The organism is Seonamhaeicola sp. ABD4_175 (genome assembly GCF_056160885.1).
Genome location: NZ_JBSWYC010000002.1, coordinates 228,583 through 253,763, shown reverse-complemented (window position 1 = coordinate 253,763; position 25,181 = coordinate 228,583). Strand labels below are relative to the sequence as shown.

Here is a 25,181-nt window from a genome sequence, read left to right as displayed (position 1 = left end):
TTTTTATGTGATAATGTTGTGCGGTTTTTACTCTTCATCTGCACGTTTAATAATGGCTTCCGGCAGCGATTTTTTTGCTTTAGCTCCCATTTTTTTGAGTTTTTCTACACTAGTTATCAGGTTTCCTCTGCCTTCAACCAATTTATTCATAGCTGCAGAATAATCGGTTTTAGCAGCGTCTATTTTTTTGCCAACACCAGTTAAATCTTTTACTAAACCTTCAAATTTATCGTAAAGAGCTCCCGCTTGTCTTGCAATTTCTAAGGCATTTTGTTGTTGCTTTTCGTTTGTCCACATGCTATCAATGGTGCGTAATGTAGCTAAAAGGGTAGATGGGGTTACAATAACAATATTTTTTTCAAACGCTTTGTTGTATATGGTGTTATCTTGGTTTACAACAACGGCAAATGCAGGTTCAATAGGAATAAACATTAATACAAAATCTGGCGATTCAATATCATATAAGTCTTGATAGTTTTTTTCTGAAAGCTGATCTACATGACGTTTAACCGAATTTACGTGTGCTTTTAAAAACAAATCTTTTTGCTCATCATCGGCATTAACAAAGCGTTCATAATCGGTTAAAGATACTTTACTATCAATAATCATTTTTTTACCGTCTGGTAAATGTAAAACCACATCGGGCATTACACGCGAGTTGTCATCTCTAGTGAAACTTTGCTGTACAAAATACTCACGATCTTTTTCTAACCCCGATTTTTCTAACACACGTTCTAAAACTAATTCGCCCCAATTACCTTGCATTTTGCTGTCACCTTTTAGGGCACGTGTTAGGTTTGTGGCTTCTTTAGTCATTTGTTGGTTTAAATCTTTTAAACCAAGTAATTGCTCTTTTAAAGCCGAATGCATACTAATGCTTTCTTTTTGTGTTAAATCTACCTTCTCTTCAAAGGTTTTTATTTTCTCCTGTAACGGATTTAAAATATTTTTGATGTTTTCTTTATTCTGCTCTGTAAATTTATTTGATTTTTCATCAAGAATTTTATTGGCTAAATTTTCAAACTCTTTAGTGAATTTTTCTTGTAGTTTTTCAACCTCTTCTTTTTGTTCGTTATTTTTAAGTTGAAGGTTTTCAAACTCAGTGTTTTTTCTGGTTAATTCGGCATTTAAAAACTCTTTTTCTCTTCTAACAGTTTCGCGTTCAGTTTCAATTTTTGAAATAGCTTCTTTTAAATCGTTTAACTGACTATTAAAACGTTCATTTTGTTTTTCGTTTTCAGTATTGTGAAAGGTTTTAAGCTCAGTAATTTGTTGCTGTAAATTATTGTTGCGTTCTTCTAAAGTGCTTTTTTCGGTTTTGCTTTTTAGCTTAGCAATGGTTAAACCAATGTAACCGCCAATGCAAGCAGAAACGAGTATTGAAATGATGAGAATTAGGCTGTCGTTCATTTGAAATTTTAGATTTTATCAAAGATAATTTTTATGTAGAAAAGTTGCTAAGTAAATTATTATTTCTTCACTTTAAAACTACCTGTTTTTTCATCAAAGGCAATTAAATCTTCAGGGAAAAGAGCATTAAAAATACCATTAGAAATGAGGTTGCAAGGTGTGTTTATAACAGCTTCATTTTTTGTCATTACAATCATTTCATCACAAAGCTGAATGGCTAAATCTATTTCATGTGATGAAAAAAGGATGGTTTTATTGGTGTTTTTAGCTAGGTCTTTTAAAAGTTTTAATGTGCGTGCTTTATGATACATATCTAAATGCGTGGTGGGTTCATCTAGTATTATAATGTCTGTATCTTGTGCTAGTGCGCGGGCAATTAATACTTTTTGTAATTGCCCATCACTAAGTTCAAAACACTTTTTGTTTTTTAAGTGTTCAATATTAATTTCTTTAAGCGCATTATTTATTATTTGAGTATCGGTTTGGGTTAAATTACCAATCCAATTAGTGTATGGCTGCCTACCCAAAGCTACCAATTCAAAAACAGTGAAGTTTTTTGAGGCTAAGGGTTCTGTTAGTACTAAACTTAATGTTTTTGCTAAATCTAAACTAGAGTATGTGTTTAGTAATTTATTGTTTATAAAAATTTGTCCGCTAATAGGCGGTTGCACTTTGGTTAGTGTACGTAGCAATGTAGATTTACCAATGCCATTAGTGCCAATTAAACCAATAAGTGCACCTTTTTTTAGGGTTACATTAATATTTGAAGCCACAACGGTTTTCGCTTTTTTAGAAGTATAACCAATGGATAGGTTTTTGGTTTTTAAAATGACGTTGTGTGCTTGTTTAGTTAGCATTTTAAATTCAGAATTTAAACGTTTTAAAATAGTATGTTTCGTTTTCTAATCAAAAGCCAAATAACTACGGGTGCTCCAACTAATGATGTGATAGCGTTTATTGGTAATGTAAATTCGGCGCTTGGTAATTGGGCTATACTATCGCAAATTAACATAACTATGGCGCCCATTAAAAATACAGCTGGCACTAATGTTTTATGGTTTGTGGTATTAAAAACTTGCCTTGTTATATGCGGAATTGCCAAACCAATAAATGCAATTGGGCCAGCAAATGCTGTAATTGTTCCGGCAAGTAAACTGGTGGCTATTATTAATAACAACCTACTTTTTTTTATGTTAACACCTAAGCTTTTGGCATAGTTTTCACCTAATAATAAGCTATTTAAAGGTTTTATGGTTGTTATACTAATTAGTAGACCAAACAGGTAAACTATGCTTAAAATAAAAATTTCTTGCCATGATAAATTACCTAAACTACCAAAGCCCCAAAAAATATATTGCTGTAATTGTTGGGCAGAACTAAAATATGAAAGCACGCCAACAATTGCAGAAGTTATGCTAGAAAACATAAGTCCAATAACAAGTATGGCCATAGTATCTCTTACTCTAGTAGAAACCAAAGTAACTGCTAAAAGCACTAAAAAACTGCCTAAACTAGCGGCTAAAACAATACCCCATTTTGAAGCAAAAACCATAGCGAAAAATCCACCAAAAATAGAAGCCCCCAATATTACAAGTGCAACACCTAAGCTTGCCCCAGAACTAATACCTAAAACAAATGGGCCCGCTAATGGGTTTCTAAAAAGTGTTTGCATTAACAAGCCAGAAATACCTAAACCAGACCCAACTATTATGGCTGTTACAGCTTTTGGCAACCTGTATTGTAATATAATATGGTTCCAAGCAGTGTTATTAGGCATATTACCTATTAAACTTTTAAAAACAGATTTTAGCGGTATGGATACAGAACCAAAACTAATGTTTGCCAAAAAACACATAAGTAACACTAAGAATAGTGCTATAAATAATAAGCTATGTTTTTTATTATTAGGCAATTATTGTAGTTTTTTAAAAAAATGAGGTGTGTAGTTTGTTAATAATTTTGGGTGGCAAATTTTAATAATATCTTTTAAAACCCAATCTGGTCTTGCAAAGCCTAATTCATAATATAAAACACCACCACTAGTTCCTGTTGTATTAGCTGTAGTGTAAATACTTTTACTTTGGAAGGCTTTAAACTTAGTATGGTGTAAACTACCGTTTTCAAGGTTTTCTAAACTTGAGTAGTTTGATGGGTTTAACCAAATATCGGCTTGTTGTGCTTTGTTAAAAACAGTTTCAAAATTAAGTTTTAAACTGCCAACACCACTTGTGTTTGCCCATAAATAGTTTACGTTGGCATCTTTTAAAAGTTGTGCTTCTGTACTTGTGCCATTTGGCAAATACCAAACATCACCGTGCATAGCGCCACTTAAAATGGTTGGTTTGTTTTCAACTTTAGCAGCTATTTTTTTTGCTGTGTTATAATTGGTTTCAATGGTGTTAAAAATAGAATCTGCTTTGGCTTCTTTATTAAAAAGGATGCCAAAAAACTTAAGCCATTCTGCTTTTGCCAATGGCGAATGTTCAACCCAATCTCCATTATAAATTACAGGAATACCAGTTTTTTTAATAGTTTCAATGGTTTTGTTACCGCCTTCAATACCAAAACTAATTACTAAGTTGGGGTTAATATTTAAAAGAATTTCGGTATTTATACTTTCGTTTTTACCAATGTCTTTAACAAAACCTTCATCAATTCTTTTTCTTATTTTTTTAGAAGAAATAAAATTTGTTTGCGGAAAACCAACAAGTGTATTTTCAACATTTAAAAGTTCTAAAGCTGGTATGTGCGTGGTAGATGTAGCTATTAGTTTTTCAATGGGTGTAAGTATTATACCATCATATTCATCTTTTAAAAAACTGGTTTTTGCAGCATTTTCTTTGCTAATTATTGCGTATTTGTATGTTGTTGTGGCGTTTGGCCAAGGTTTGTTTATTTGTAAAACTTTATATGAATCATAATTTTCACAAGAAAAACCTGTAGCATATTTTAATTGAATTTTTGTGCCTGTTGGTGTTGTTTTAAGTTGGGTTTTAGGCTTGTTTTTACAGCTTAAACAAGCACAAACAAAAACTAGTATTAAGCTGTATTTTATTGCTTTTATGTGATTTTTATCACGTTTTTTCATGTAAAGGATTTCTAATTTTGAAAAAAATATAACCATGAGAGACGGTTCAAATTTAACAATATATATAGTAGCTGGAGTAATTATTGCTCATTTTCTTATTGGTTTTATTTTTCTTATTTATAAAATGAATAAGAAAAAGTGAGTTTTATTAGAGTTAAAACAATTTTTAAAAGTATTTTTGAGCCGAAATTTGGTTTTGCTCAGTTTCTGCTGAGTAGATTAAAAGGGAATCTGGTGAAATTCCAGAACTGTTCCCGCAACTGTAAAGTTTACGCTAGATATTTCTAGTGCCTTAAATTGAGGGCATTATTTACTGCAATACCACTGGTTTTTTCTGGGAAGGTATAAATAATGTAAAACAAGTCAGGAGACCTGCCAATTTCACAAAACAAATAAGTTAAACTTTCGGGATAAAAGTTTGCGTATGATAATCCATGCGATTCTCGATTAATTAGTTATTAAAATGAACAAAAAAACACATGTTTTTGCATTGTTATGCCTAGGCATATCATGGGTTGGCTTTGCACAACAAAATGAAAATTCAACTAATGTTGAACAATTAGATGAAGTGGTAGTTACAGATTCTAGATTTGCGTTAAAACGTGAAAACACAGGTAAAACTGTTATTAAAATTTCTAGAGCAGAGATTGAAAAAAATCAAGGAAAAACCATTGCACAGCTTATAAATACCAAAAGTGGTATTGAGGTAAATGGTAGCCGCAGTGTGGCCGGACAAAACATAAGCACTTTTGTGCGTGGTGGCAATAACCGCCAAGTTTTAGTGTTAATTGACGGTGTACAAGTTAACGACCCATCTGGCGTTGCTAATGATTTTGATTTAAGATATTTAGATTTAAACACCATTGAATCTATTGAAATTATTAAAGGTGCAGCTAGTACACTATACGGTAATGCAGCTGCTACGGCCGTAATAAATATTACTACTAAAAAAGCATCAAAAAACACTATTTCGGGTAGTTTTTTAACGGTGGTTGGTACTAACCAAAATCAAGACAACCAAAATTATAATGCTGCTAACTTTTCAAATAATGTAAGCATTAACGGTACTGCAAATAAATTTAGTTATGTTGCAGGTTTTGGTAATAGTTATGCCGATGGTTTATCGGCTGCAAAGTCTGAAAATGCTGAAAAAGATGCCTTTTCACGATATAATATGAATGTGAATTTGGGGTATCAATTTTCTGAAAGTTTTGAAATTAAAGCATATGCTACACATGATAATTTTAAAACCGATATTGATGGTTTTCCGGCGCCAACATACACCTTTGCAGATACAAATGACCAATACAAATCTGAACAAACTAGGGTAGGAGTAGCGCCTAAATTTACTTACCAAAACGGTAGTTTTAACGTAAATGCAGCTTACACAAAAATTGACCGAGAAACTATTTCAGAATTTAGTGCTGCTTTTGAAGCAGAAAGTTACGTGGTTGATGCTTTTAATAAGTATAATTTTAGTGATAAATTTTATACCATTGTAGGCTTTAATTACGGTAAATTTCAAACTGTTTTTACTGATGAAGAAGATTACACCACTTCAGATCCATATTTAAATGTGGTTTATGTATCAGATTACGGATTTAACTTAAACCTTGGAGGTAGATTAAACAACCACAGTGAGTATGGTTCTCACTTTGTTTATAGTATAAATCCATCTTACAAAATAAATGTGAATAACGGTTATGCTAAGGTTTTTGGGTCTTATGCAACATCATTCATAGCTCCAAATCTATCACAATTATTTGGCTTTTTTGGAGCAAATCCAGATTTAGAGCCCGAAGAAAACGCAACTATTGAAGGTGGTTTAGAGTATAACACAAAAAAAGGATTGCTACTTAGCGCTTTATATTTTAACAGAAAAGAAGAAAACACCATTATTTACACAAGTGCTTATGAAAACGCAAGTGCTAATGCTACTGTGCATGGGTTAGAGGTAGAAGCAAATGTTAAGCTTATTGAAAACTTAAGTTTTAATGCAAACTACACGTTTACTGAATTGAAAGACGGCCAACGTTTAAAAGTGCCAAAGCATAAAGCAAATGCAGGTTTAGGGTATAGTTTTAATGAAAAAACGTTTGCCTCAATTAACTATCAATATGTAGGTACGCGATTAGATACAGATTTTGCAACATTTTCTAATGTTGATTTAGATGCATTTTCTTTAATAGATGTGTATTTCAGTCAGAAATTAATAAAAAATAAAGTGAAGCTTTTTTTAAACGTAACTAATATTTTAAATGAAGATTATTTTGAAATTCTAGATTACACAACAAGAGGCCGAAACGTAAACCTTGGTTTAAATATAACCTTATAGTGAGAGATAAGGTTTTGAATAAAAGCACCACACATTATCTGCTAGTGTGTGGTGTTTTTTGTTTTGAAAAACACATGGTATTATGAAGTACAATTTGAACAAAATGATGGCACTAGATGTGTATTTATCTGCTTTAAATAATGATGAATACAAAGCTGTTTCTAGTAAGTTAGAGTATAATATTAAAAGTAGAATGCCATTGCAAAGTTGGGATGTAATTAATGAGAATAGATTAAATTTATTTGAAAAAGTCGAACGCCAACGCGATATTAATAGCGTTAAAACATTAGCCCAAAAACTACATTGGAAAAACAATATTGATGCTATTTTTAGTAATATCAATTTTGAGGCTATTATAGTTACAGATGTTTACCAAAATATTATTTGGGTAAATAAAGGTTTTACAAAAATGACAGGTTATGCTAAAGTTGAAGCGTTAAACAAAACACCAAGGTTTTTGCAAGGACCAAAAACAAGTTTAAAGACAAAAGAAAATATTAAGAAGTTACTAAAGGAAAATAAACCATTTCATGAGCTTGTTGTTAATTATAAAAAAAGTGGTGAAATTTATAATTGTGAAGTAAGCATTTTTCCGTTGTTTGGCTATAATAACAAAACACACTTTATGGCGCTTGAAAAACAAATTAGTTGTTAAGTGCAAAAATTACTTTGGAATTAAATCACAATACCAAACGCCATATGTATTGGTATTACTGTTACATACAGAATCATCTGTTTTTGGGTTTTTATATTCGCGATATATTTTTTCGCCAATAGAAAAAGTTACCGGTTTTTTAAAAATGGGGCCGTCAAAACAAAAGGTGTGGAATTCTCCGTTTTCACCACAAGGGTCAACATCTTCGGGTAAGTTATCAATAAAACTGTCATCTATTATTGTGCCTACAAAATCGGCATTAAAAAATTTAGAATTGGCACAGACAACAATGGTTTTAAAACCTAATTGTAAAAATTCATTGAGTAGTTCTTTAGTATCACGTTTCCATATTGGGAAAACAGCTTTAAAGCCTTGTTTTGCTAATTGGTCTTCACGGTATTTGCGTAAATCTTCTAAAAAAATATCACCAAAAGCACTGTGTGTATAGCCTTCATTTTTTAGCCTATAAACCGTTTTATTCATTATGGTTTCATAGGTTTCCATATCAGGCATCTCGGGTAATTCAATACGGTTGGCTTTTATACCAATAGCATTGGTTTGAGCTTCAAGTAACTCATTTCTAAGTCCGTGCATAGAAACCCGGTTATAATGGCTATTTACGGTTGTAATTAATTCATCAACTATGAATTTTTCATCTTTCAACAAGTAATAAAGCGCCAAAGCGGAGTCCTTACCAGTGCTCCAGTTAAAATAGGTTTTGTGTTTTTTCAAGATAAAAGAATTTATTCAGCAATCATGCCACCTTCACGAGGCGAAAAATCATTACTATCTTTTACTAGTTTAAAATTAAAACTTTCAGATTGTTTTTTTAGTGTATTTATTTTAGTTGTAGAACCTTCTATTTGGGCTAACGCAAACGCTAAAAAAGGTTCGTTTTCATTACCAATAATACCGTAATTTAAGTTGTTTTCTTCAAACTCAATATCTGGCGTTAAACCTGTTTGTGGTACTTTAATACCGTTTTTATTTACACCATCGGCAATTAATGGTTGCATTGCATAGGTGTGATTTGGGTTAGCGCCTTCGCGCCTGTAATCATTGTTAGGAGAATCATAAACTGTTCTTGAAGCTTGTGTTTTTCCGGTAGTGTTAGTGCCTATTTGTACTACATCAATATACGGGTTTAAACCATTAATTAAACCCTCACTTGCCGATGCAGATGTGCTTGTTGTTAATACATAAACTTGATTTAAACCTAGGCTGTTTAAAGCATTACCGTTATCAATTTTATCAGTAAAATTAAAATTACTATCGTTAAAATTGCTGTTATAAATAAGTTTTGTGAACAATTGGTTTGTAAATTGCCCAGTTATTAAACTGGCTAAATAAGTTTCTATTAAAACGCTTCCGCCAGGGTTGTAGCGTAAATCTACCACTAAATGTTGTACGTTGTTAGCTTTAAAATTACCAAAAACATTATTTAATTCGTTTTCATAATTTGAAGTAAAACCGTTAAACATTAAATATCCAACGTTTTGCCCGTTTACTTCAAAAAGGTTGGTGTTGTAAATAGGGTTTTCAACATATTCAGCCTTAGTAAGTGTAATACTTTGGTTGCTGCTTTCAACAGTATCATCAGTAGTTTCTGTTGTGCCATTATCATTATAATTGGCAAAATTTAAGGTGTACGTTTCGGGGTTAAATAGGTTTAAATTATTATCTGTTTCAGAATTGTAAAAAAGAGCTTCACCATTAACAGCATCAAAAATATCACCTCGTTTTAAACCTTTGTTATCGGCATCACTATTAGGTAAAACCAACCTCACAACACCATAAAGTTTTGAGTTGCTATTAGGTTGAAAAAATAACCTGAATTCCATGCCGTTTGTACCTCTTATGCCTTGAAACTGTCGTTCTAATTCAAAATAGTCATCAACAATCCAGCTAAATCTATCTACGTTTTGTCTATCAAAAATTAAGCTTTCAAATAATGTTTCGGGTGTTTCAAAACTGTTTAAGTAGTTTGCATATTCAGCATTGCCTGTAAATCTGTCATTATCTAAATCAGAAACATTGTCTTTATACAAATAATACCTGTGCATGCCTTTGTAAACAAAATCGTTTATTTGGCTGGCGCTTACAGTGTCATCATCGTTATCATCAAAACAGCTTACAAAAGTTATAGCCAATAAGCATATAAGGTATAGTTTTATGTTTTTCATAGTGCAATTTTCTACATTTAGTAGTATTTAAAAACCTAAAATTACACACAAAATTGTGTAACTAAAAATAAAAGCTTGTATTACAACTAAAATATAAGTGTTTAATGGGCTTAAATATTAGTTTAAAGGGATGTTAAAATTGTTTTTTTTGAAAAAAAATAAAAGCTGTGTAACAAAAAAGTAAATGGCTCGTCGTAATTACAAATAGCCCAAAAAGCTAACAAACCAAACCACCAAAAATGACTCAAAGTGAGTTTTTAAATATTGTAATGCCTTTTAAAGATAAAGTATTTCGTTTAGCAAAACGTTTACTAATATCTACAGAAGAGGCCGAAGATGCCACACAAGAAGTGCTTTTAAAACTTTGGAATAACAAAACCAAAATACAAGAGTACAAAAATGTTGAAGCGTTTTCAATGACCATGACAAAAAACTTTTGTTTTGATAAGTTGAAATCTAAACAAGCACAAAATTTAAAAATTGTGCATAGTAATTATGAAGACGGAAACACATCATTACAAAAACAGGTTGAACTTAATGATAGCGTAAATTGGGTAGAAAAAATTATAGAAGATTTACCAGAACAACAACGAATGATTATTCAATTAAGAGACATTGAAGAATACGATCTTGATGAAATAGCAAAAATGCTTGATATGAATAACACAGCAGTACGTGTAGCCCTATCTAGAGCCAGAAAAGCAATAAGAGAAAAATTAACTAATACACATAATTATGGTATTAAATAATATAGAAAAATTAATAGAAAAGTACGAGAACGGTGAAACCACCTTAAATGAAGAAGCGCAGTTAAAACACTATTTTTCGCAAGAAACTGTAGCACCACATTTAGAAATGTACAAACCCATGTTCAACTATTTTTTGTTAAATAAGCAAGAGCAGTTTACTAAAAACGTTCCATTAAAAACTAAAAAAACATTTAATTATAAATGGATTTCTGTTGCAGCAGTGGCGGTTCTTATGCTAGGGTTTTATTTAAATTCAAATGTGTTTAACACAAATGATTGTAATGAGTTAGGTACTTATTGCGAACCCGAACAAGCTCTAAACGAAGTATCAAAGCAATTAGCAATGATTTCAAACCACTTTAATAAAGGCACACAAAGTGTAAATTATTTAAATACGTTTGAAAAAGGCGCAGCAACCCTTGGATACTTAAACGAAGTAGAGAACACAACCAGTATTATTTTTAAAAAGTAAAAAATTAAAAAAATGAAATCAACAATAAATTTAAGAACAATAGCAATGAAAAAGAGAATAATAATAGCAATAATGGCCATAATGTTGTTGCCATTAACAGCCGTAGCACAAAGCAATATTTTTGAAAAATATAGCGATAATGCCGATGTAACTTATGTATCAATAAAACCAAAAATGTTTCAAATGATAGCAAAAATGGGAATTGATGTTGAAGACCCTGAAGCTAAAGCATACATTGATATGGTTAAAAGTATAACCAGCTTTAAAACCATAGTAACAGATAATAAAGCTATATCTGGTGATATTTCAAAATGGGTAAAATCACGCTCAAGCGCTTTAGATGAGTTAATGGAAGTAAAAGATGATGGCACCGAAGTTAAATTTTATGTAAAAGAAGGTAAAGATTCAGACCACGTTAAAGAACTTTTAATTTTTGTAAACGGTATTGATAAAGTAATGGATGATAAAATTGAAATTAACGGTAAAGAACGTAAAATTGAAACCGTAGTGGTGTCTCTTACTGGTGATATTAATTTAAATGAAATATCAAAGCTTACAAATAAAATGAACATTCCTGGAGGCCAACACCTTAACGGTAAATAATAACAAACACATCATCATCAATCATGCAACGAACTTTTAAATATTTATGCTTAACCATTTTAACCGCAGTTTTATTAATAAGCTGCGGTAATGGTGAAAGCCTACAGCGTTATTACGTAGATAACCAAGAGAATTCAAATTTTATATCGCAAGATTTTCCAATATCAATGTTAAATATTGATAAATCAAACTTTACAGATGCTCAAGAAGAAGCCTATAATTCTGTGCAAAAACTTAATTTTTTAGGTTTTAATGCTTCTGAAGATAATGTTGAAAATTATACAGCAGAAATTACCAAAGTAAAAAATATTTTAAGCCATGAAAAGTACAACGACCTTATGGAAGTTAGTGATAAAGGCCGAAAAATAATAGTTAAATATATTGGTGAAGATGATACAGCCGATGAAGTAGTTGTTTTTGCAACAGACAAAAATATGGGGTTTGGTATTGTACGCGTTTTAGGTAATGATATGAATCCTGAAAAAATTGGTGTATTAATTAACAGTTTACAAAATGCCGATGTTGATGGTGCACAAATTGAGCGAATTATGAATTTTTTCAAATAATAAAACACTCATTCTAAATAAAAAAAAGGTTTACCAAACGGTAAACCTTTTTTATTTCTTTTTATTTAATTCTTCATTGTCTTTTTTAACAAAGTTTTTTGCGGTAATTAAATTAAGAACGATGGCTAAAAATGCTAATGTTAATAAAGTTAAAACAATAAAATTATTAAGCGCATCTAACATACCAGCAACAAAAAAAACTACAGCTATAAATCCGCAAAGTAGTATAGATTGTTTGTCGCTTAGCATAAATTGTTAAATATTAAATTCCTGTATAGTTGCTAGGTGTAATACGTTTTAATTCGTCTTTTATTGTATTGTTTACCTCTAAAGTATCAATAAAATTTGAAATAGAGTCTTTATTTATAGCTTCATTTGTTCTTGTTAAGCCTTTTAAAGCTTCGTAAGGGTTTGGGTAGCCTTCTCTTCGTAAAATAGTTTGAATAGCTTCAGCTACTACAGCCCAATTATTTTCAAGGTCTTGGGCAAATTTACCTTCGTTTAAAAGTAATTTGTTTAAGCCTTTTAAAGTAGATTTAAAACCAATTATAGTGTGCCCAAATGGTACACCAACATTACGTAAAACTGTGCTATCAGTTAAATCACGTTGTAATCTAGAAATTGGAAGTTTAGCTGATAAATGTTCAAAAATAGCATTAGCAATACCTAAATTTCCTTCACTATTTTCAAAATCAATAGGGTTTACTTTATGTGGCATTGCAGAGCTACCAACTTCACCTTTTTTAATTTTTTGTTTGAAATAGTCCATTGAAACGTACGTCCACACATCTCTGTCTAAATCAATTAAAATGGTGTTAATGCGTTTTAGGCAATCAAATAACGCAGCCATATGGTCATAGTGTTCAATTTGCGTAGTTGGAAAAGAGTGGTGTAAACCTAATTTTTCTTGAACAAAACCAGATCCAAAAGCTTTCCAATCTATTTCGGGGTATGCAACATTGTGTGCATTAAAATTACCAGTAGCACCACCAAATTTAGCGGCACTTGGTATATCATTTAACAAATTAAATTGTTCTTCTAAGCGGGTTACAAAAACCTGAATTTCTTTACCTAAACGTGTTGGAGAAGCTGGTTGACCATGTGTTCTTGCTAACATTGGTACAGCTTTCCATTCTTCAGATAGTTCTTTTAATCTTTTTAAAACTTCAAAATATTCAGGCACATAAACATCATTCATAGCTTCCTTAATACTTAATGGTATTGCGGTGTTGTTTATGTCTTGTGATGTTAATCCAAAATGAATAAATTCTTTGTATTGTGATAACCCTAAGGCATCAAATTTTTCTTTTATAAAATATTCAACAGCTTTAACATCGTGGTTTGTTACACTTTCAATATCTTTTATAGCCAAAGCATCTTCCGCAGAAAATGTTTTATAAATGGCTCTTAAATCGTTAAAAACAGCGGTGTCAACGTCTTTTAATTGCGGTAACGGAATTTCGCATAAGGCAATAAAATATTCAATTTCAACTAAAACGCGATATTTAATAAGTGCTTCTTCAGAAAAAAAAGGGGCTAAGGCGTTTGCTTTGTTTCTATAACGACCATCAATTGGTGAAATGGCATTTAATACAGATAATGACATAGTGTAATTTGATTTTTAACAAGTTGCAAAGATAGTTTTTTTAATGAATTAGCAGTTGAAATATAAATTTTCAAAACCTAAAAAGTAGAAACTGTTTCAAAACTATTTCAATTTTTTAAGTATTTGTTTTGCCCTTGCTTTAAAGGCAGCACTTTGTTGGTTAAAATCACGCTCTAAAATGGTAATAAGTTCGGGGTAAACCCAATCAAACTCTTTTCCAAAAATATAAAGCGTTGTCATGCTGTATGCTTTTGGGGCTACTTTTTCATCATTAATTAAATAATCAAAACACGTTTCAATTATTAGTTCTTTGTGGGTTTGGGTTAAGGTGTTTGTTATTTTTTTATGATTGTTTTTATAAGCTACAGCAATAAGTTCGCAAACTTTTGCAACGGGTCTTACGGCAGCATCAATGTGTACATGCTTAATATTTTGGGTAAATGTGCTTAAGTGTGGTACTACAAAATCAATGTTTTTACTGCACATAAACTCAAAAACCCAAGCGGCTCTTGGCGAAATTTTATCGTCAACCATAAATAAAATATCAAGTAGTTTTGGTATTAAATTAGGGTTGTTAATCATTAAATTAGCGTAGTAGTTACGTTTTTCGCGCGAGTGATTTACGTAATTTAATTCGTTATAAAGTTCGGTGGCTGTCAAAATCTAATTTCATATTTTTATAACCTAAAAGTATTAAAAATGAAAATTATAAAAAAGGTATTATTAGCACTTGTTGTTTTATTAATAATTGCCCAATTTTTTGGTCCAGAAAAAAACAATGGAAATGCAGCGTCTATAGATGCATTTTATGCTGAGACTAACCCGCCAGAAGATGTGAAATTAATTTTGAAAAACGCCTGTTTTGACTGCCATAGTAATGTTACACGCTACCCATGGTACAACAGTATAACACCACTTAATTATTGGTTAAATCATCATGTTGAAGAAGGTAAAGAGCATTTTAATGTATCAAATTGGGAAGGCAATTCTTTAAAACGAAAAGATCATAAATTTGAAGAACTTATTGAAGAGGTTGAAGAAGGGAAAATGCCTTTAGATTCTTATACATGGACGCATGCCGATGCTAAACTAACGCCACAGCAAATTAATGCTTTAATTACCTGGGCAAAACAAGTGCGTACATCGTACGATTTGAAACAAAAACCAGAATAAATCTTTAAAATTTTTCAAAAACTAAAAATTCCAAAACCCAAGTATAGAAGCGCTTTGGGTTTTGGAATTTAATTTTTTATATTGTGAATATAGCCTTATGAGTAACACTTTGCTAATTATTGGTTTTGTTTGGCCCGAGCCCAAAAGTTCAGCAGCAGGTAGCAGAATGTTGCAACTTATTGAAACGTTTCAATTAGCTAATTACAAAATAACTTTTGCCAGTGCTTGTGCAAAAACCAGTAATGCGTTTAACTTAGAAAGCATTGGGGTTGCGCAAGTTTCAATTCAATTAAACAATAGTAGTTTTGATGCTTTTGTAAAGCAATTAAACCCCAAAATAGTTATGTTTGATAGGTTTATGACCGAAGAACAGTTTGGGTGGCGCGTTACAGAACAATGTCCTGAAGCACTTAAAATTTTAGACACCGAAGATTTACATTGTTTACGCAAGGGTAGACACCAAGCTTTTAAAGATGGGGCTGTTTTTAACAAAGCATATTTATTTAACACTATTGCTAAACGCGAAATAGCAAGTATTTACCGTTGCGATTTAAGTGTTATGATTTCTGAAGCTGAAATAGATATACTTAAAACAAATTTTAATGTAAACCAATCTCTATTGTGCTATTTACCATTTTTGTTAGAACAAATTCCTGAAAATGACATACAACAATTAAAATCATTTTCAGAAAGATCACATTTTATAACTATTGGTAATTTTTTGCATGAACCCAATTATAACGGTGTTTTGTATTTAAAACAAAATATATGGCCACTTATAAAAAAACAATTACCAAATGCCGAAATGCATATTTATGGCGCCTATGCTAGCGAAAAAGTAAATCAATTACATAATAAAAAAGAAGGTTTTTTAATAAATGGGTTTGCCGCAGATGTTACCAAAGTTATGCAACAAGCCAAAGTGTGTTTAGCGCCTTTGCAGTTTGGTGCTGGTTTAAAAGGTAAGCTTGTTGATGCTATGCAAAACGGTACGCCATGTGTAACCACACATATTGGGGCAGAAGGGATGTTTGGAAATTTACCACCTAATGGTTTTGTAGAAAACTCAGTAGAACAGTTTGCCCAAAAAGCGGTTGAATTATATACAAATGAAACCCTTTGGAAAGAAAAACAACATAACGGGTTTGAGGTAGTAAATAACAGATTTAATAAAAATAACTTTCAAACTAAATGTATTGAAAAGTTTGATTTTTTATTGCAAAATTTACAATCACACAGACTTAATAACTTTACAGGGCAAATGCTTCAACATCACACACTACAAAGCACTAAGTTTATGAGTAAATGGATTGAAGCTAAAAACACTAAATAATAACATGTTACAAAACAGTTTATTTAATGAACAGCCTGAAATAATAGACTTCAATTTACCTGATGCTAATGTGGTGTTGTATGATAATTTTTTTACTTCGGAAGAATCAAATAAATTATTCAATAGTTTAAAAACATCCATTAAATGGCAGCAAGATCAAGTTAAGTTTTATGGTAAAATAATTGATGTACCAAGGCTTACAGCACTGTATGGAGAAACAAATGATGTTTATAAATATTCCGGATTAACATTTTATCCGCATGCATGGACAAACGATTTACAGTTTATAAAAAAGCGTGTAGAAACTGTGGCAAATGTAAAGTTTACTAGTTGCTTGTTAAACTACTACAGAAACGGTAATGATAGTATGGATTGGCATCAAGACAATGAAAAAGAGTTTGGTGAAAATCCCGTTATTGCATCGGTAACTTTTGGAGAAACACGTACATTTCAGCTAAAACACTTAACTAAAACAAATTTAAAGCGGGTTGATATTCCTTTAAAACACGGTAGTTTTTTATTAATGCAAGGTAAAACTCAGCATTTCTGGAAACACAAAATACCTAAAACCAAAAAACAAATTAATTCAAGAATAAATCTTACTTTTAGAATTATAAAAAACCAATACGAGTGAACTGGATTTTGTTAATTATTGCAGGCTTATTTGAGGTAGCCTTTGCTGCGTGTTTGGGCAAAGTAAAAGAAACAACAGGAACTCAGGCAACCTATTGGTTTATGGGGTTTTTAGCTTGTTTAGCCATTAGCATGTTGTTATTGGTAAAAGTTACAAAAACCTTACCCATTGGAACCGCTTATGCCGTTTGGACGGGTATAGGTGCTGTTGGAACCGTGCTAGTGGGCATTTTTGTATTTAAAGAGCCCGCTACATTTTGGCGTTTGTTTTTTATAACAACTTTAATAATATCAATTGTTGGGCTAAAATTTGTGGCAAATTAAAGTTTTGTAATAAGTGTTTTTACGCCCGTTGTGGCAGGTTCTGCTATAACCGTTAAGTTTTTATTTTGTGTTATAGCAGGGTTGGGGTCTATAAAATAAATGGGCACATTAGTTTTTACATAGTTAATTAAACCGGCAGCAGGGTATACTTGCATTGATGTGCCAATAATTACCAAAATATCGGCGGTTTCGCAAATAGTAATGGCTTTTTCAATCATGGGTACATCTTCACCAAACCAAACAATATGGGGCCGTAATTGATGCCCTTTTTTACATAAATCGCCTAAAACTAAATCGGTTTTCCATTCTTGTATATCGGTTTCATCAACGGTGCTTCTTACTTTTAAAAGTTCGCCATGTAAATGAACAACGTTTGTACTGCCACCACGCTCATGTAAATCATCAACATTTTGGGTTATAATGGTTACTTTATAATTGTTTTCAAGCGCTGCTAAATCTTTATGCGCGCTATTAGGTTCAACCTCAAATAATTGTTTGCGTCTTTGGTTATAAAAATCTAAAACTAGTTCGGGGTTGGCAGTATAACCTTGTGGAGATGCTACTTCCATAACATCATGCCCTTCCCAAAGTCCGCCAGCATCTCTAAACGTTTTTACACCACTTTCGGCACTAATACCAGCACCAGTAAGCACTACTAAATGTTGTTTCATAGATATAAAAATAAGTAATCTGTTTTTGTAAACAAAGCCATCAATTTTTTTAAGTTTATTACATTTGAATTATGATAGATTTAGAACTTTTAAAACATTTAGAAACTTTTTTAACTGAAAATAGGCGCCAAAGGTTTAACCAAGTTTTACCACAGCGTACCAAACATTTTACGGTAGCTACCGAAGATGTTTATCAATTACACAATACCAGTGCAGTTATAAGAAGTTGTGATGTTTTTGGCATACAAGAAGTGCATATTGTTGAAGAACAAAATACCAAACGCATTGATAGAGAAATTGCTATGGGTGCACAAAAATGGGTAGACTTGCAGCGTTATAATTCTGTTAAAAGTTGTATTGAAAATTTAAAAGCAGAAGGCTATCAAATTGTAGCAACTACACCACACACCAATGATTGCGAATTGCATGATTTTGATGTAACAAAAAAGTCTTGTTTTTTCTTTGGAAGAGAAACCGAAGGTTTATCTGAAGCGGTTATTGAAGCAGCAGATAGTTACTTAAAAATACCCATGTTTGGCTTTACAGAAAGTTTAAATATATCGGTTTCAGCAGCAATTATTTTGCAACATGTTACCACAAAATTGCGAAAAACCAATATAAATTGGCAGCTAACACAAAATGAAATAAACGCAAAAAAAATAGATTGGATAGCTAAAACTGTTAAGAGTTACGATGAAATTGTATCACGTTTTTATAATAAATCATAAATTTTTGTAAATTTAGTAAACTAACTAAAACCAAAAATTATGTATACTCTCCTTTACGTTATATTAGCGCTGGTTGTTGTTTTTGCAATTTTAGCGTTAATAGCACCAAAAAAATATCATGTTTTTAGAAGTGTTGAAATAGAAAAACCGCTAACCGATGTTTTTAATTATTTAAAGTTTATAAAAAACCAAGATGCGTGGTCTCCGTGGAAGAAAAAAGATCCTGATATGGATCAAGATTTTGAAGGTACTGATGGCGAAGTTGGTTTTATATCTAGATGGAATGGTAATAAAGATGTAGGCTCAGGTGAACAGGAAATAAAGCGTATTGTTAAAGATAATGTTGTAGAGTCTGAATTGCGTTTTTTTAGGCCATGGAAATCAGAATCTGATGCTTATTTAAAAGTTGAATATTTAAGTGATAATAAAACTAAGGTTGTGTGGGGGTTTTCAGGGAAAAACAAATTTCCATTCAGTATTTTTATGTTGTTTTTTAACATGGATAAAGCCGTAGGAAAAGATTTTGATGAAGGTTTAACGGCTTTAAAAGCTATTTTAGAATCATAAAAAATTACAAACGATTATTTCTGCCTCTACTAAGTACTTTGTATTCTTCGTAGCACTCACTAATAGCATCAAGTATTTGTAAATCGTTGGCAGTTTGTATAAAACCCTTTGAGTAGTTGCATTGGGTTACAATTTCGTCTAAATCAATCTTTTCAACTTTAAGTAAAGCAGTAAGCATTTCTCTGTCAAATTTTGAAGCTAATAAGTTTCTAATTTCATCATCTTGCTTCATTTTTTTAAGCTTACGTAACTCATTAGGTTTTTTACCAAACATGCGGTGTAAAAAATCTGCCGGATTAAAAATAGAGCCAATTATTTTGTTTATTGCTGTTGGTTTAGAAGCTTCATAACCTGTATGTAAACCAGATATTTGGTAGCGGTAATTGCTGTTAGGTTCTGGTACTTGTTTAATATCAACCTCTAAATAACCTGTAAGCCTTAATTGGTTTACAACTACTTCTTCTAAAGCTTCGGCTAATTCAGTAAGTTTAATTTCAGCGCTTCCAAACTTCAACCAGTCGTTTGTTACTCTAACTTTTATAGATTTATACCCTAAGTACGAAAAATGTAAAGTATCATTAACTTCTGCAGCAATACTAAATTCTCCTTTATCATTTGTAATTGTTCCTGTAACTTGGTTAAGGTTTACAATATTTACACTTTCTAAAGGTTTGTTTTTTGAAGCGCTTAAAACTACCCCAATAGCGCGTTTTCCATCTTGGGCGTGCAAAGTAGCCAATGAAAAAAATAGGCAAATAGTAAGGAGTAAGTATTTTTGCATTTTATTGAAATATAACAATTTTAGTATAAAAGTACTAAACAAAATATTAACATGTGGTTTTGTTTGGTTTTTTGACTAAAAATTAACAAAACAAACTGTATTATATGGATTTTTTAATGAAGTTGTATGAAAAAAGCAAAGCGCTTAAATGGATGATATTTAAAATGCTTTGCTTTTTTTTTTTTAAATTTATGGGTGCTTATCTTCTTGAGCGTCTTGGGCGAGATGCACCAAAGTTTCCGCTGTTAGAGTTGTTGCGTTTACCACCTGAGCGTTTACCGTCGTTGTTTTTACTGCCTGAAAAATTACGTTTTTTTCCGCCACCGCCTTTACGATCACGTTTTCTTCCACGACTTCGGTTTTCAGAAACTTCAACATTTACATAACGTCCGTTGTGTTTGTAATCTGTAAAAAAGTCTAAAACTTTTTGTTGGTGTTCATTTTCGGTATTAAAAAATGAAAAACTGTCTTTGGTTTCAACTTTAAAAACATCATCTCTTCCAAGTTCTAAAACTTCTTTTAAAAAGTCTTTTAAACTCATCCAGTCAAAGCCATCTTTTCTTCCAACGTTAATAAAATAACGTGTAGAATTGCCACCACTACTTTCGGCTCTACCATTATCTGCTACGTTTAAATCTCTAGATTTTTGGTAATAGTTGTAAAAACGTGTAAATTCTACAGAGAAGAATTTTTTAATCAATTCATCTTTACTAGTGTCTTCAAACAATTGGTTAATATTATCAAGATGCTTGTCTATGGCATGGTTAACCTCTGTGTTGTGAATTTTATTGGCAAGTGCCATAAGCTGAATTTCGCAAATAACAGACCCGTCAGGTATGTTTTTCTTTTCAAACTGCTTTTTTATAATGCGCTCAATGCTTTTAATTTTTCTAACTTCACTTTTAGAAATAATTATCATTGAAACACCTGTTTTTCCGGCGCGTCCTGTTCTACCAGAGCGGTGGGTGTAGGTTTCAATTTCATCGGGCAATTGGTAATTTATAACGTGAGTAACATCATCAACATCAATACCACGTGCAGCAACATCGGTAGCCACTAACATTTGTATTTGGTTGTTTCTAAAGGCTTTCATTACTAAATCACGTTGGTTTTGGCTTAAATCGCCGTGTAAAGCGCCTGCGTTGTAACCATCTTCAATAAGTTGTTCTGCAACCTTTTGTGTATCGCGTTTAGTTCTACAAAATACAACCGAAAATATATCAGGGTTAGCATCGGCTAAACGTTTTAAAGCTTGGTAACGATCGCGCGAGTTTACTAAATAATACTCATGCGATACATTTTTACTACCTTCATTTTTATGGCCAACCGTAATTTCTTTTGGGTTATGCATAAATTCTTTAGCAATAGTAGCCACCTCTTTAGGCATTGTTGCCGAAAATAACCAGGTACTTTTATCATGCGGCGTGTGCGATAAAATGTTTGTAATATCTTCATAAAAGCCCATGTTTAACATTTCATCGGCTTCATCTAAAACGCTATATTCAATTTTAGAAATATCAACCATTCTACGGTTAATCATATCTTTCATTCTACCCGGTGTAGCTACAATAATTTGCGCACCACGTTTTACCTGTTTGGCTTGGTCTGTAATGCTTGCGCCACCATAAATAGCAGTAACATTTAAACCTTTGCAATATTTACCGTAAAGTTTAAGTTCATTAGCAATTTGTAAACATAGCTCGCGCGTTGGTGATAATATTAAACCTTGAGTGGTACGGCTATCTACATTAATTTTTTGTAACATAGGAAAACCAAAAGCAGCCGTTTTACCAGTACCTGTTTGGGCTAATGCCACTAAATCTGTTTCTTCTTCTAATAAAATAGGAATGGCTTTTTGTTGCACCTCGCTTGGTGTTTCAAAGCCTAAATCTGTAATGGCTTGCAATAGATTATCTTGCAAACCTAAGTTTGAGAATGTGCTCATTGTTTGAGTTTAAGTAATGTGGTTATGTTATGTAGTGTTACATAAAGAAGTGAACCGACATACTTAAAAAACTAAACCTTCTTGTAACACAGCCTCACCCTGAGGCATTAAAGGTGCAAATATAGTATTTTTTTATTTGAATGTGTTTTTAACATGACATAGTTGAGATAGAATGTATTTAATTAGTTACTTATTATTGGTTGTTAAGTAGAAAGGATAATTATTTAATATGTTTTAGTTTTAATTGATTATATACATTTGTTCTACATATGTAACCATTTGTTTTACTATGGTAATAAGTTATTTGATAGTTTTATCAAAACTAATTTAAACAAAAACTTATGAAAAAAATTACATTAATTTTAGTCTTTCTTATTAGCGGAATATCATTTTCGCAAACTGTACTTTTAGATGGAGGCTCAACTGTAACTGCTCTTTGGGATGAAACTTTTGGACAAGGTCCAACTTATTCAAATCCATCGCCAACGGTCAATCATATCAGTGTTGTAGACTCTAAAAAAGTTGTTTTAATAGAAAAAGCAACTAACAATACAGCTGCATGGCACCTTGTAGGTTGTAGGAAAAATGGAGACGGAACAAAAGGTGTTACTGTAGATGCTACCAATTATATTATTCAATTAAAATTTAGAACCAATAAAGATTCTGACGGATCAATTAGTTTGCAGCCGTTTGGTGGTACTGAAGTTTCAGTGAATTATGTTGGTGATGGTGGTGGAACCGGAACCGCAACTTTTGGTTCTTGGCAAACTTTAGCTTTTAATATGTCTGCTGATGAAGGTACTTTTATTAATAGGTTAGATGTTAGAATAGATGGAGCTGTAACATACACTTCACCTTTTCAATTTGAGATTGATGACATGATTTTTGGTGATAATAGTTTGAGTACAGAAAAGTTTGTGAAGAATAATATTGCAAATAGAATCTATAGTCCTAATCCAGTAATAAATAAAATTGAAGGAAATTTAGAAAGAGGACCATATTCTATTGTTAATATTTTAGGAGCTAAGGTTGATTCTGGAACATTTACGGGAAGTGTTAACGTTGAGGGGCTAAAATCAGGTCTCTACTTTTTAACAGTTAATGAGGGTGTTTATAAATTTGTAAAGAAGTAAAAATAGATTTCCTCTCAAGTATAAAAGCCTTTGTTTAAAAAACTAAGGCTTTTTGTCTTTTAAATTTTTTATGCGCTCCAACAAAGTAGGGTGCGAGTAGTGCATAAACACATACGCCGGGTGTGGCGTTAAATTACTCAAACTATTTTTAGAAAGTTTTTTTAAACTACTAATTAAAGGTTTGGCTTTAAAAGTGTTTTTAGCATAATCATCAGCTTGATATTCAAATTTTCTAGAAAATACATTCATAATTAAGCCTGTAATTTCTGAAATAGGCGCGTAGAGCATCATAAACGCAATTAAACCCACATGAAAGCTAGCCATTTCAACACCTAAAGCTTGTGATAGTAGCGGGTTTGCAATAAATAAAGATAAAATATAAAGCGTTAAACCAGTTAGCAAAATGGAAGTTACTAAATTAAAAATAATGTGTTTCTTTTTGTAATGACCAACCTCGTGGGCTAAAACCGCTACAATTTCATCATCATCTAAATCATTAATTAAAGTATCATAAAGTGTTACACGCTTTTCACTACCAAAGCCCGAAAAATAAGCATTAGCTTTTGTGCTACGTTTAGAGCCATCAATTACAAAAATTTTATCAAGCTTAAAACCAACGGTATTAGCATATTCCGAAATTTTATCTCGCAATTCACCTGCTTCCAAAGGGGTTTGTTTGTTAAACAGCGGTACAATAAGTTTAGAGTAAAACATATTCATAAACACCGTAAAAAAAGTAACCAATGCCCAAGCATATAACCAAAAGTGTTTGCCTGTGGCATTGTAGAACCATATAATTACGGCTAATATGCCACCACCTAAAAAAGCACTCATTAACCAACCTTTTATTTTATCTAAAACAAAGGTTTTTTTTGTGGTTTTGTTGAAACCAAATTTTTCTTCAATTACAAATGTGCTATAATATTCAAAAGGTGTGGTTAAAACATCACTTGCAATCATTATAATACCAAAAAAAATAAGAGCAATTATAATAGGGTTTGTACTATAACTTCTGGCAATATTATCAACAAATTCAAAACCATCAAAAAATAAAAAACCCAAGGTTAAAATAATAGAAAATGTAGAGGTTAAAAAACCAAATTTGTATTTGGTAGCTTTATAATTTTGCGATTTTTTATAAGCTGCGGTATCATAAACGTCTTGTAATTCGGGTGGTAATGCGTCATTAAAATGTTTAGCGTTTAGTGCATCAAGTATTTTGTCAATTATAAAATTGATGATTATAATTGCTATGATGATGTAAAAAAGGGTGGTTGAATCCATTATTGTTTTCTAATGTTAAATTGGTTTTTATGTCAGTCTGAGCGCAGTTGAAACGCATTATATGTAGAAATTATAAAGCACTTCTACTGCGCTCAGACTGACATAAGCATAAATTTCTATTCAAAATTTCGTTGTCTTTTCGCTTCAAAAATAAGAATTCCGGCAGCAACTGATACGTTCATAGAATCTATTTCGCCTTGCATAGGTATAATAACATTTTGTGTAGCATTAATGCGCCATTGCTCACTTAAACCTGTGGCCTCTGTACCAACAACTATGGCGGTTGGTTTGGTAAAGTTTTGTGTATTATAAGCCACCGATTCTTGCAAAATAGCAGCATAAATATTAATGTTTTTTAACTTCAAAAAATCAATAATTTCTTGTGTGTTTCCTGTAGCAACGTTATTTGTAAATAAACAACCAACGCTAGAGCGTATAATGTTTGGGTTGTACAAATCGGTTTTTGGGTTAGCAATAATTACGGCATCTACATTAGCGGCATCGGCAGTACGTAAAAGTGCGCCAATATTTCCTGGTTTTTCAGGTGCTTCGGCAACTAAAATTAAAGGGTTTTGGGTGTTGAATTTTAAATCATTTAAGCTATTTTCTTTACATTTTGCAACGGCTAAAACTCCTTCGGTAGTATCTCTATAAGCAAGTTTTTGGTATACTTCTTTTGATATTTCTATTACAGTTGTTTCATTAGTTGTAAAATCATTAAGTGTAGTTTTATCAAACAATTCCGGATAAAACAATATAGTTTCAATTTTGTAATTTCCTTTTATGGCAAGGGTAATTTCGCGTTGTCCTTCAATTAAAAATGTACCAGAATTTTTTCTTTTTCTAGATTTTTCTTTTAACTGAATAAGGTTTTTTATAAAACTATTTTGGGTACTTGTTATTTCTTTCATAAAGTCTCGACTAAAATACTTCTTTTTGTGT

General features: G+C 31.8%; 27 protein-coding genes and 1 riboswitch. Of the genes, 13 read left to right on the top strand and 14 right to left on the bottom strand.

Annotated features, from left to right (window positions below):
* Window positions 1-27 precede the first annotated feature (27 nt).
* Genes ACXAG4_RS07420 through ACXAG4_RS07405 form a run of 4 tightly spaced genes read right to left on the bottom strand, consistent with a single transcriptional unit; the run spans window position 28 to window position 4,498 of the window.
* On the bottom strand, window positions 28-1,410 hold the full coding sequence (locus tag ACXAG4_RS07420; protein ID WP_475295452.1) for a DNA recombination protein RmuC: 1,383 nt from the start codon (window positions 1,408-1,410) through the stop codon (window positions 28-30).
* Between the two features lie 59 nt (window positions 1,411-1,469).
* Window positions 1,470-2,267: an ABC transporter ATP-binding protein gene (locus ACXAG4_RS07415; protein WP_475295451.1), complete on the bottom strand. Its 798-nt coding sequence runs from the start codon at window positions 2,265-2,267 to the stop codon at window positions 1,470-1,472.
* A gap of 23 nt (window positions 2,268-2,290) precedes the next feature.
* Complete coding sequence (locus ACXAG4_RS07410; RefSeq protein WP_475295450.1) at window positions 2,291-3,322, bottom strand: FecCD family ABC transporter permease; 1,032 nt, start codon at window positions 3,320-3,322, stop codon at window positions 2,291-2,293.
* Complete coding sequence (locus ACXAG4_RS07405; RefSeq protein WP_475295449.1) at window positions 3,323-4,498, bottom strand: ABC transporter substrate-binding protein; 1,176 nt, start codon at window positions 4,496-4,498, stop codon at window positions 3,323-3,325. It abuts the gene before it with no gap.
* A gap of 174 nt (window positions 4,499-4,672) precedes the next feature.
* Window positions 4,673-4,892: riboswitch (cobalamin riboswitch) on the top strand.
* A gap of 69 nt (window positions 4,893-4,961) precedes the next feature.
* Here ACXAG4_RS07405 and ACXAG4_RS07400 point away from each other — a divergent pair.
* Together ACXAG4_RS07400 and ACXAG4_RS07395 are read left to right on the top strand one after the other, a co-directional pair.
* A complete protein-coding gene (locus ACXAG4_RS07400) occupies window positions 4,962-6,833 on the top strand; it encodes a TonB-dependent receptor plug domain-containing protein (RefSeq protein ID WP_475295448.1) in 1,872 nt (623 codons plus the stop codon).
* Window positions 6,834-6,915: 82 nt separating this feature from the next.
* Entirely contained in the window at window positions 6,916-7,488 is a 573-nt protein-coding gene (locus ACXAG4_RS07395) for a PAS domain-containing protein (protein ID WP_475295447.1), read from the top strand.
* Between the two features lie 9 nt (window positions 7,489-7,497).
* Here ACXAG4_RS07395 and ACXAG4_RS07390 read toward each other — a convergent pair whose 3' ends face one another.
* On the bottom strand, window positions 7,498-8,220 hold the full coding sequence (locus ACXAG4_RS07390; RefSeq protein ID WP_475295446.1) for a Dph6-related ATP pyrophosphatase: 723 nt from the start codon (window positions 8,218-8,220) through the stop codon (window positions 7,498-7,500).
* Window positions 8,221-8,231: 11 nt separating this feature from the next.
* A complete protein-coding gene (locus ACXAG4_RS07385) occupies window positions 8,232-9,671 on the bottom strand; it encodes a S41 family peptidase (RefSeq protein ID WP_475295445.1) in 1,440 nt (479 codons plus the stop codon).
* A gap of 239 nt (window positions 9,672-9,910) precedes the next feature.
* Between ACXAG4_RS07385 and ACXAG4_RS07380 the strand changes: the two genes are divergently transcribed.
* The 4 genes from ACXAG4_RS07380 to ACXAG4_RS07365 are packed head-to-tail and all read left to right on the top strand — an operon-like array spanning window position 9,911 to window position 12,061.
* The gene (locus ACXAG4_RS07380) at window positions 9,911-10,420 is read left to right on the top strand and encodes an RNA polymerase sigma factor (protein ID WP_475295444.1); all 510 of its coding nucleotides are present in this window, start codon (window positions 9,911-9,913) and stop codon (window positions 10,418-10,420) included.
* Entirely contained in the window at window positions 10,407-10,892 is a 486-nt protein-coding gene (locus tag ACXAG4_RS07375) for a hypothetical protein (protein ID WP_475295443.1), read from the top strand. Before ACXAG4_RS07380 ends, ACXAG4_RS07375 begins: the two co-directional genes overlap by 14 nt.
* A gap of 12 nt (window positions 10,893-10,904) precedes the next feature.
* Window positions 10,905-11,495, top strand: coding sequence for a DUF4252 domain-containing protein (locus ACXAG4_RS07370; protein ID WP_475295442.1), 591 nt, complete (start codon window positions 10,905-10,907; stop codon window positions 11,493-11,495).
* A gap of 23 nt (window positions 11,496-11,518) precedes the next feature.
* The gene (locus tag ACXAG4_RS07365; RefSeq protein WP_475295441.1) at window positions 11,519-12,061 is read left to right on the top strand and encodes a DUF4252 domain-containing protein; all 543 of its coding nucleotides are present in this window, start codon (window positions 11,519-11,521) and stop codon (window positions 12,059-12,061) included.
* Window positions 12,062-12,112: 51 nt separating this feature from the next.
* Here the strand turns inward: ACXAG4_RS07365 and ACXAG4_RS07360 are convergent, their stop codons facing one another.
* The 3 genes from ACXAG4_RS07360 to ACXAG4_RS07350 all read right to left on the bottom strand — a co-directional run bounded on the left by ACXAG4_RS07360 (window position 12,113) and on the right by ACXAG4_RS07350 (window position 14,327).
* Window positions 12,113-12,310: a hypothetical protein gene (locus ACXAG4_RS07360; RefSeq protein ID WP_475295440.1), complete on the bottom strand. Its 198-nt coding sequence runs from the start codon at window positions 12,308-12,310 to the stop codon at window positions 12,113-12,115.
* Between the two features lie 13 nt (window positions 12,311-12,323).
* Window positions 12,324-13,667 carry an adenylosuccinate lyase gene (purB, locus tag ACXAG4_RS07355; protein ID WP_475295439.1) on the bottom strand — a complete coding sequence of 448 codons (1,344 nt, stop codon included), beginning with the start codon at window positions 13,665-13,667 and terminating at the stop codon, window positions 12,324-12,326.
* Between the two features lie 102 nt (window positions 13,668-13,769).
* Entirely contained in the window at window positions 13,770-14,327 is a 558-nt protein-coding gene (locus ACXAG4_RS07350) for an adenylosuccinate lyase (RefSeq protein ID WP_475295438.1), read from the bottom strand.
* A 39-nt stretch (window positions 14,328-14,366) separates the two neighbouring features.
* Here ACXAG4_RS07350 and ACXAG4_RS07345 point away from each other — a divergent pair, with 39 nt between their 5' ends.
* The 4 genes from ACXAG4_RS07345 to ACXAG4_RS07330 all read left to right on the top strand — a co-directional run bounded on the left by ACXAG4_RS07345 (window position 14,367) and on the right by ACXAG4_RS07330 (window position 17,130).
* Window positions 14,367-14,840: a heme-binding domain-containing protein gene (locus ACXAG4_RS07345; protein ID WP_475295437.1), complete on the top strand. Its 474-nt coding sequence runs from the start codon at window positions 14,367-14,369 to the stop codon at window positions 14,838-14,840.
* Window positions 14,841-14,937: 97 nt separating this feature from the next.
* The gene (locus ACXAG4_RS07340) at window positions 14,938-16,173 is read left to right on the top strand and encodes a glycosyltransferase (protein ID WP_475295436.1); all 1,236 of its coding nucleotides are present in this window, start codon (window positions 14,938-14,940) and stop codon (window positions 16,171-16,173) included.
* A gap of 4 nt (window positions 16,174-16,177) precedes the next feature.
* The gene (locus tag ACXAG4_RS07335) at window positions 16,178-16,807 is read left to right on the top strand and encodes an alpha-ketoglutarate-dependent dioxygenase AlkB family protein (protein ID WP_475295435.1); all 630 of its coding nucleotides are present in this window, start codon (window positions 16,178-16,180) and stop codon (window positions 16,805-16,807) included.
* On the top strand, window positions 16,804-17,130 hold the full coding sequence (locus tag ACXAG4_RS07330; RefSeq protein ID WP_475295434.1) for a DMT family transporter: 327 nt from the start codon (window positions 16,804-16,806) through the stop codon (window positions 17,128-17,130). Before ACXAG4_RS07335 ends, ACXAG4_RS07330 begins: the two co-directional genes overlap by 4 nt.
* Here ACXAG4_RS07330 and ACXAG4_RS07325 read toward each other — a convergent pair.
* Window positions 17,127-17,801 carry an SIR2 family NAD-dependent protein deacylase gene (locus ACXAG4_RS07325; RefSeq protein ID WP_475295433.1) on the bottom strand — a complete coding sequence of 225 codons (675 nt, stop codon included), beginning with the start codon at window positions 17,799-17,801 and terminating at the stop codon, window positions 17,127-17,129. The genes ACXAG4_RS07330 and ACXAG4_RS07325 overlap by 4 nt on opposite strands.
* A gap of 71 nt (window positions 17,802-17,872) precedes the next feature.
* Here ACXAG4_RS07325 and ACXAG4_RS07320 point away from each other — a divergent pair, with 71 nt between their 5' ends.
* Both ACXAG4_RS07320 and ACXAG4_RS07315 read left to right on the top strand, forming a co-directional pair.
* Window positions 17,873-18,529 (top strand): TrmH family RNA methyltransferase, encoded by a 657-nt coding sequence (locus ACXAG4_RS07320; RefSeq protein ID WP_475295432.1) that lies wholly within the window; start codon window positions 17,873-17,875, stop codon window positions 18,527-18,529.
* Between the two features lie 39 nt (window positions 18,530-18,568).
* Window positions 18,569-19,096 carry an SRPBCC family protein gene (locus ACXAG4_RS07315; protein ID WP_475295431.1) on the top strand — a complete coding sequence of 176 codons (528 nt, stop codon included), beginning with the start codon at window positions 18,569-18,571 and terminating at the stop codon, window positions 19,094-19,096.
* A 4-nt stretch (window positions 19,097-19,100) separates the two neighbouring features.
* Here the strand turns inward: ACXAG4_RS07315 and ACXAG4_RS07310 are convergent, their stop codons facing one another.
* Both ACXAG4_RS07310 and ACXAG4_RS07305 read right to left on the bottom strand, forming a co-directional pair.
* Entirely contained in the window at window positions 19,101-19,877 is a 777-nt protein-coding gene (locus ACXAG4_RS07310; protein ID WP_475295430.1) for a carboxypeptidase-like regulatory domain-containing protein, read from the bottom strand.
* Between the two features lie 199 nt (window positions 19,878-20,076).
* Entirely contained in the window at window positions 20,077-21,822 is a 1,746-nt protein-coding gene (locus ACXAG4_RS07305) for a DEAD/DEAH box helicase (RefSeq protein ID WP_475295429.1), read from the bottom strand.
* 341 nt (window positions 21,823-22,163) lie between these two features.
* On the opposite strand from ACXAG4_RS07305, the gene ACXAG4_RS07300 reads away from it, so the two are divergent.
* Window positions 22,164-22,955 carry a T9SS type A sorting domain-containing protein gene (locus tag ACXAG4_RS07300; RefSeq protein ID WP_475295428.1) on the top strand — a complete coding sequence of 264 codons (792 nt, stop codon included), beginning with the start codon at window positions 22,164-22,166 and terminating at the stop codon, window positions 22,953-22,955.
* A gap of 42 nt (window positions 22,956-22,997) precedes the next feature.
* Here ACXAG4_RS07300 and ACXAG4_RS07295 read toward each other — a convergent pair whose 3' ends face one another.
* A complete protein-coding gene (locus ACXAG4_RS07295; RefSeq protein ID WP_475295427.1) occupies window positions 22,998-24,239 on the bottom strand; it encodes a M48 family metallopeptidase in 1,242 nt (413 codons plus the stop codon).
* A gap of 116 nt (window positions 24,240-24,355) precedes the next feature.
* Window positions 24,356-25,150 carry a TrmH family RNA methyltransferase gene (locus ACXAG4_RS07290; protein WP_475295426.1) on the bottom strand — a complete coding sequence of 265 codons (795 nt, stop codon included), beginning with the start codon at window positions 25,148-25,150 and terminating at the stop codon, window positions 24,356-24,358.
* Window positions 25,151-25,181 lie beyond the last annotated feature (31 nt).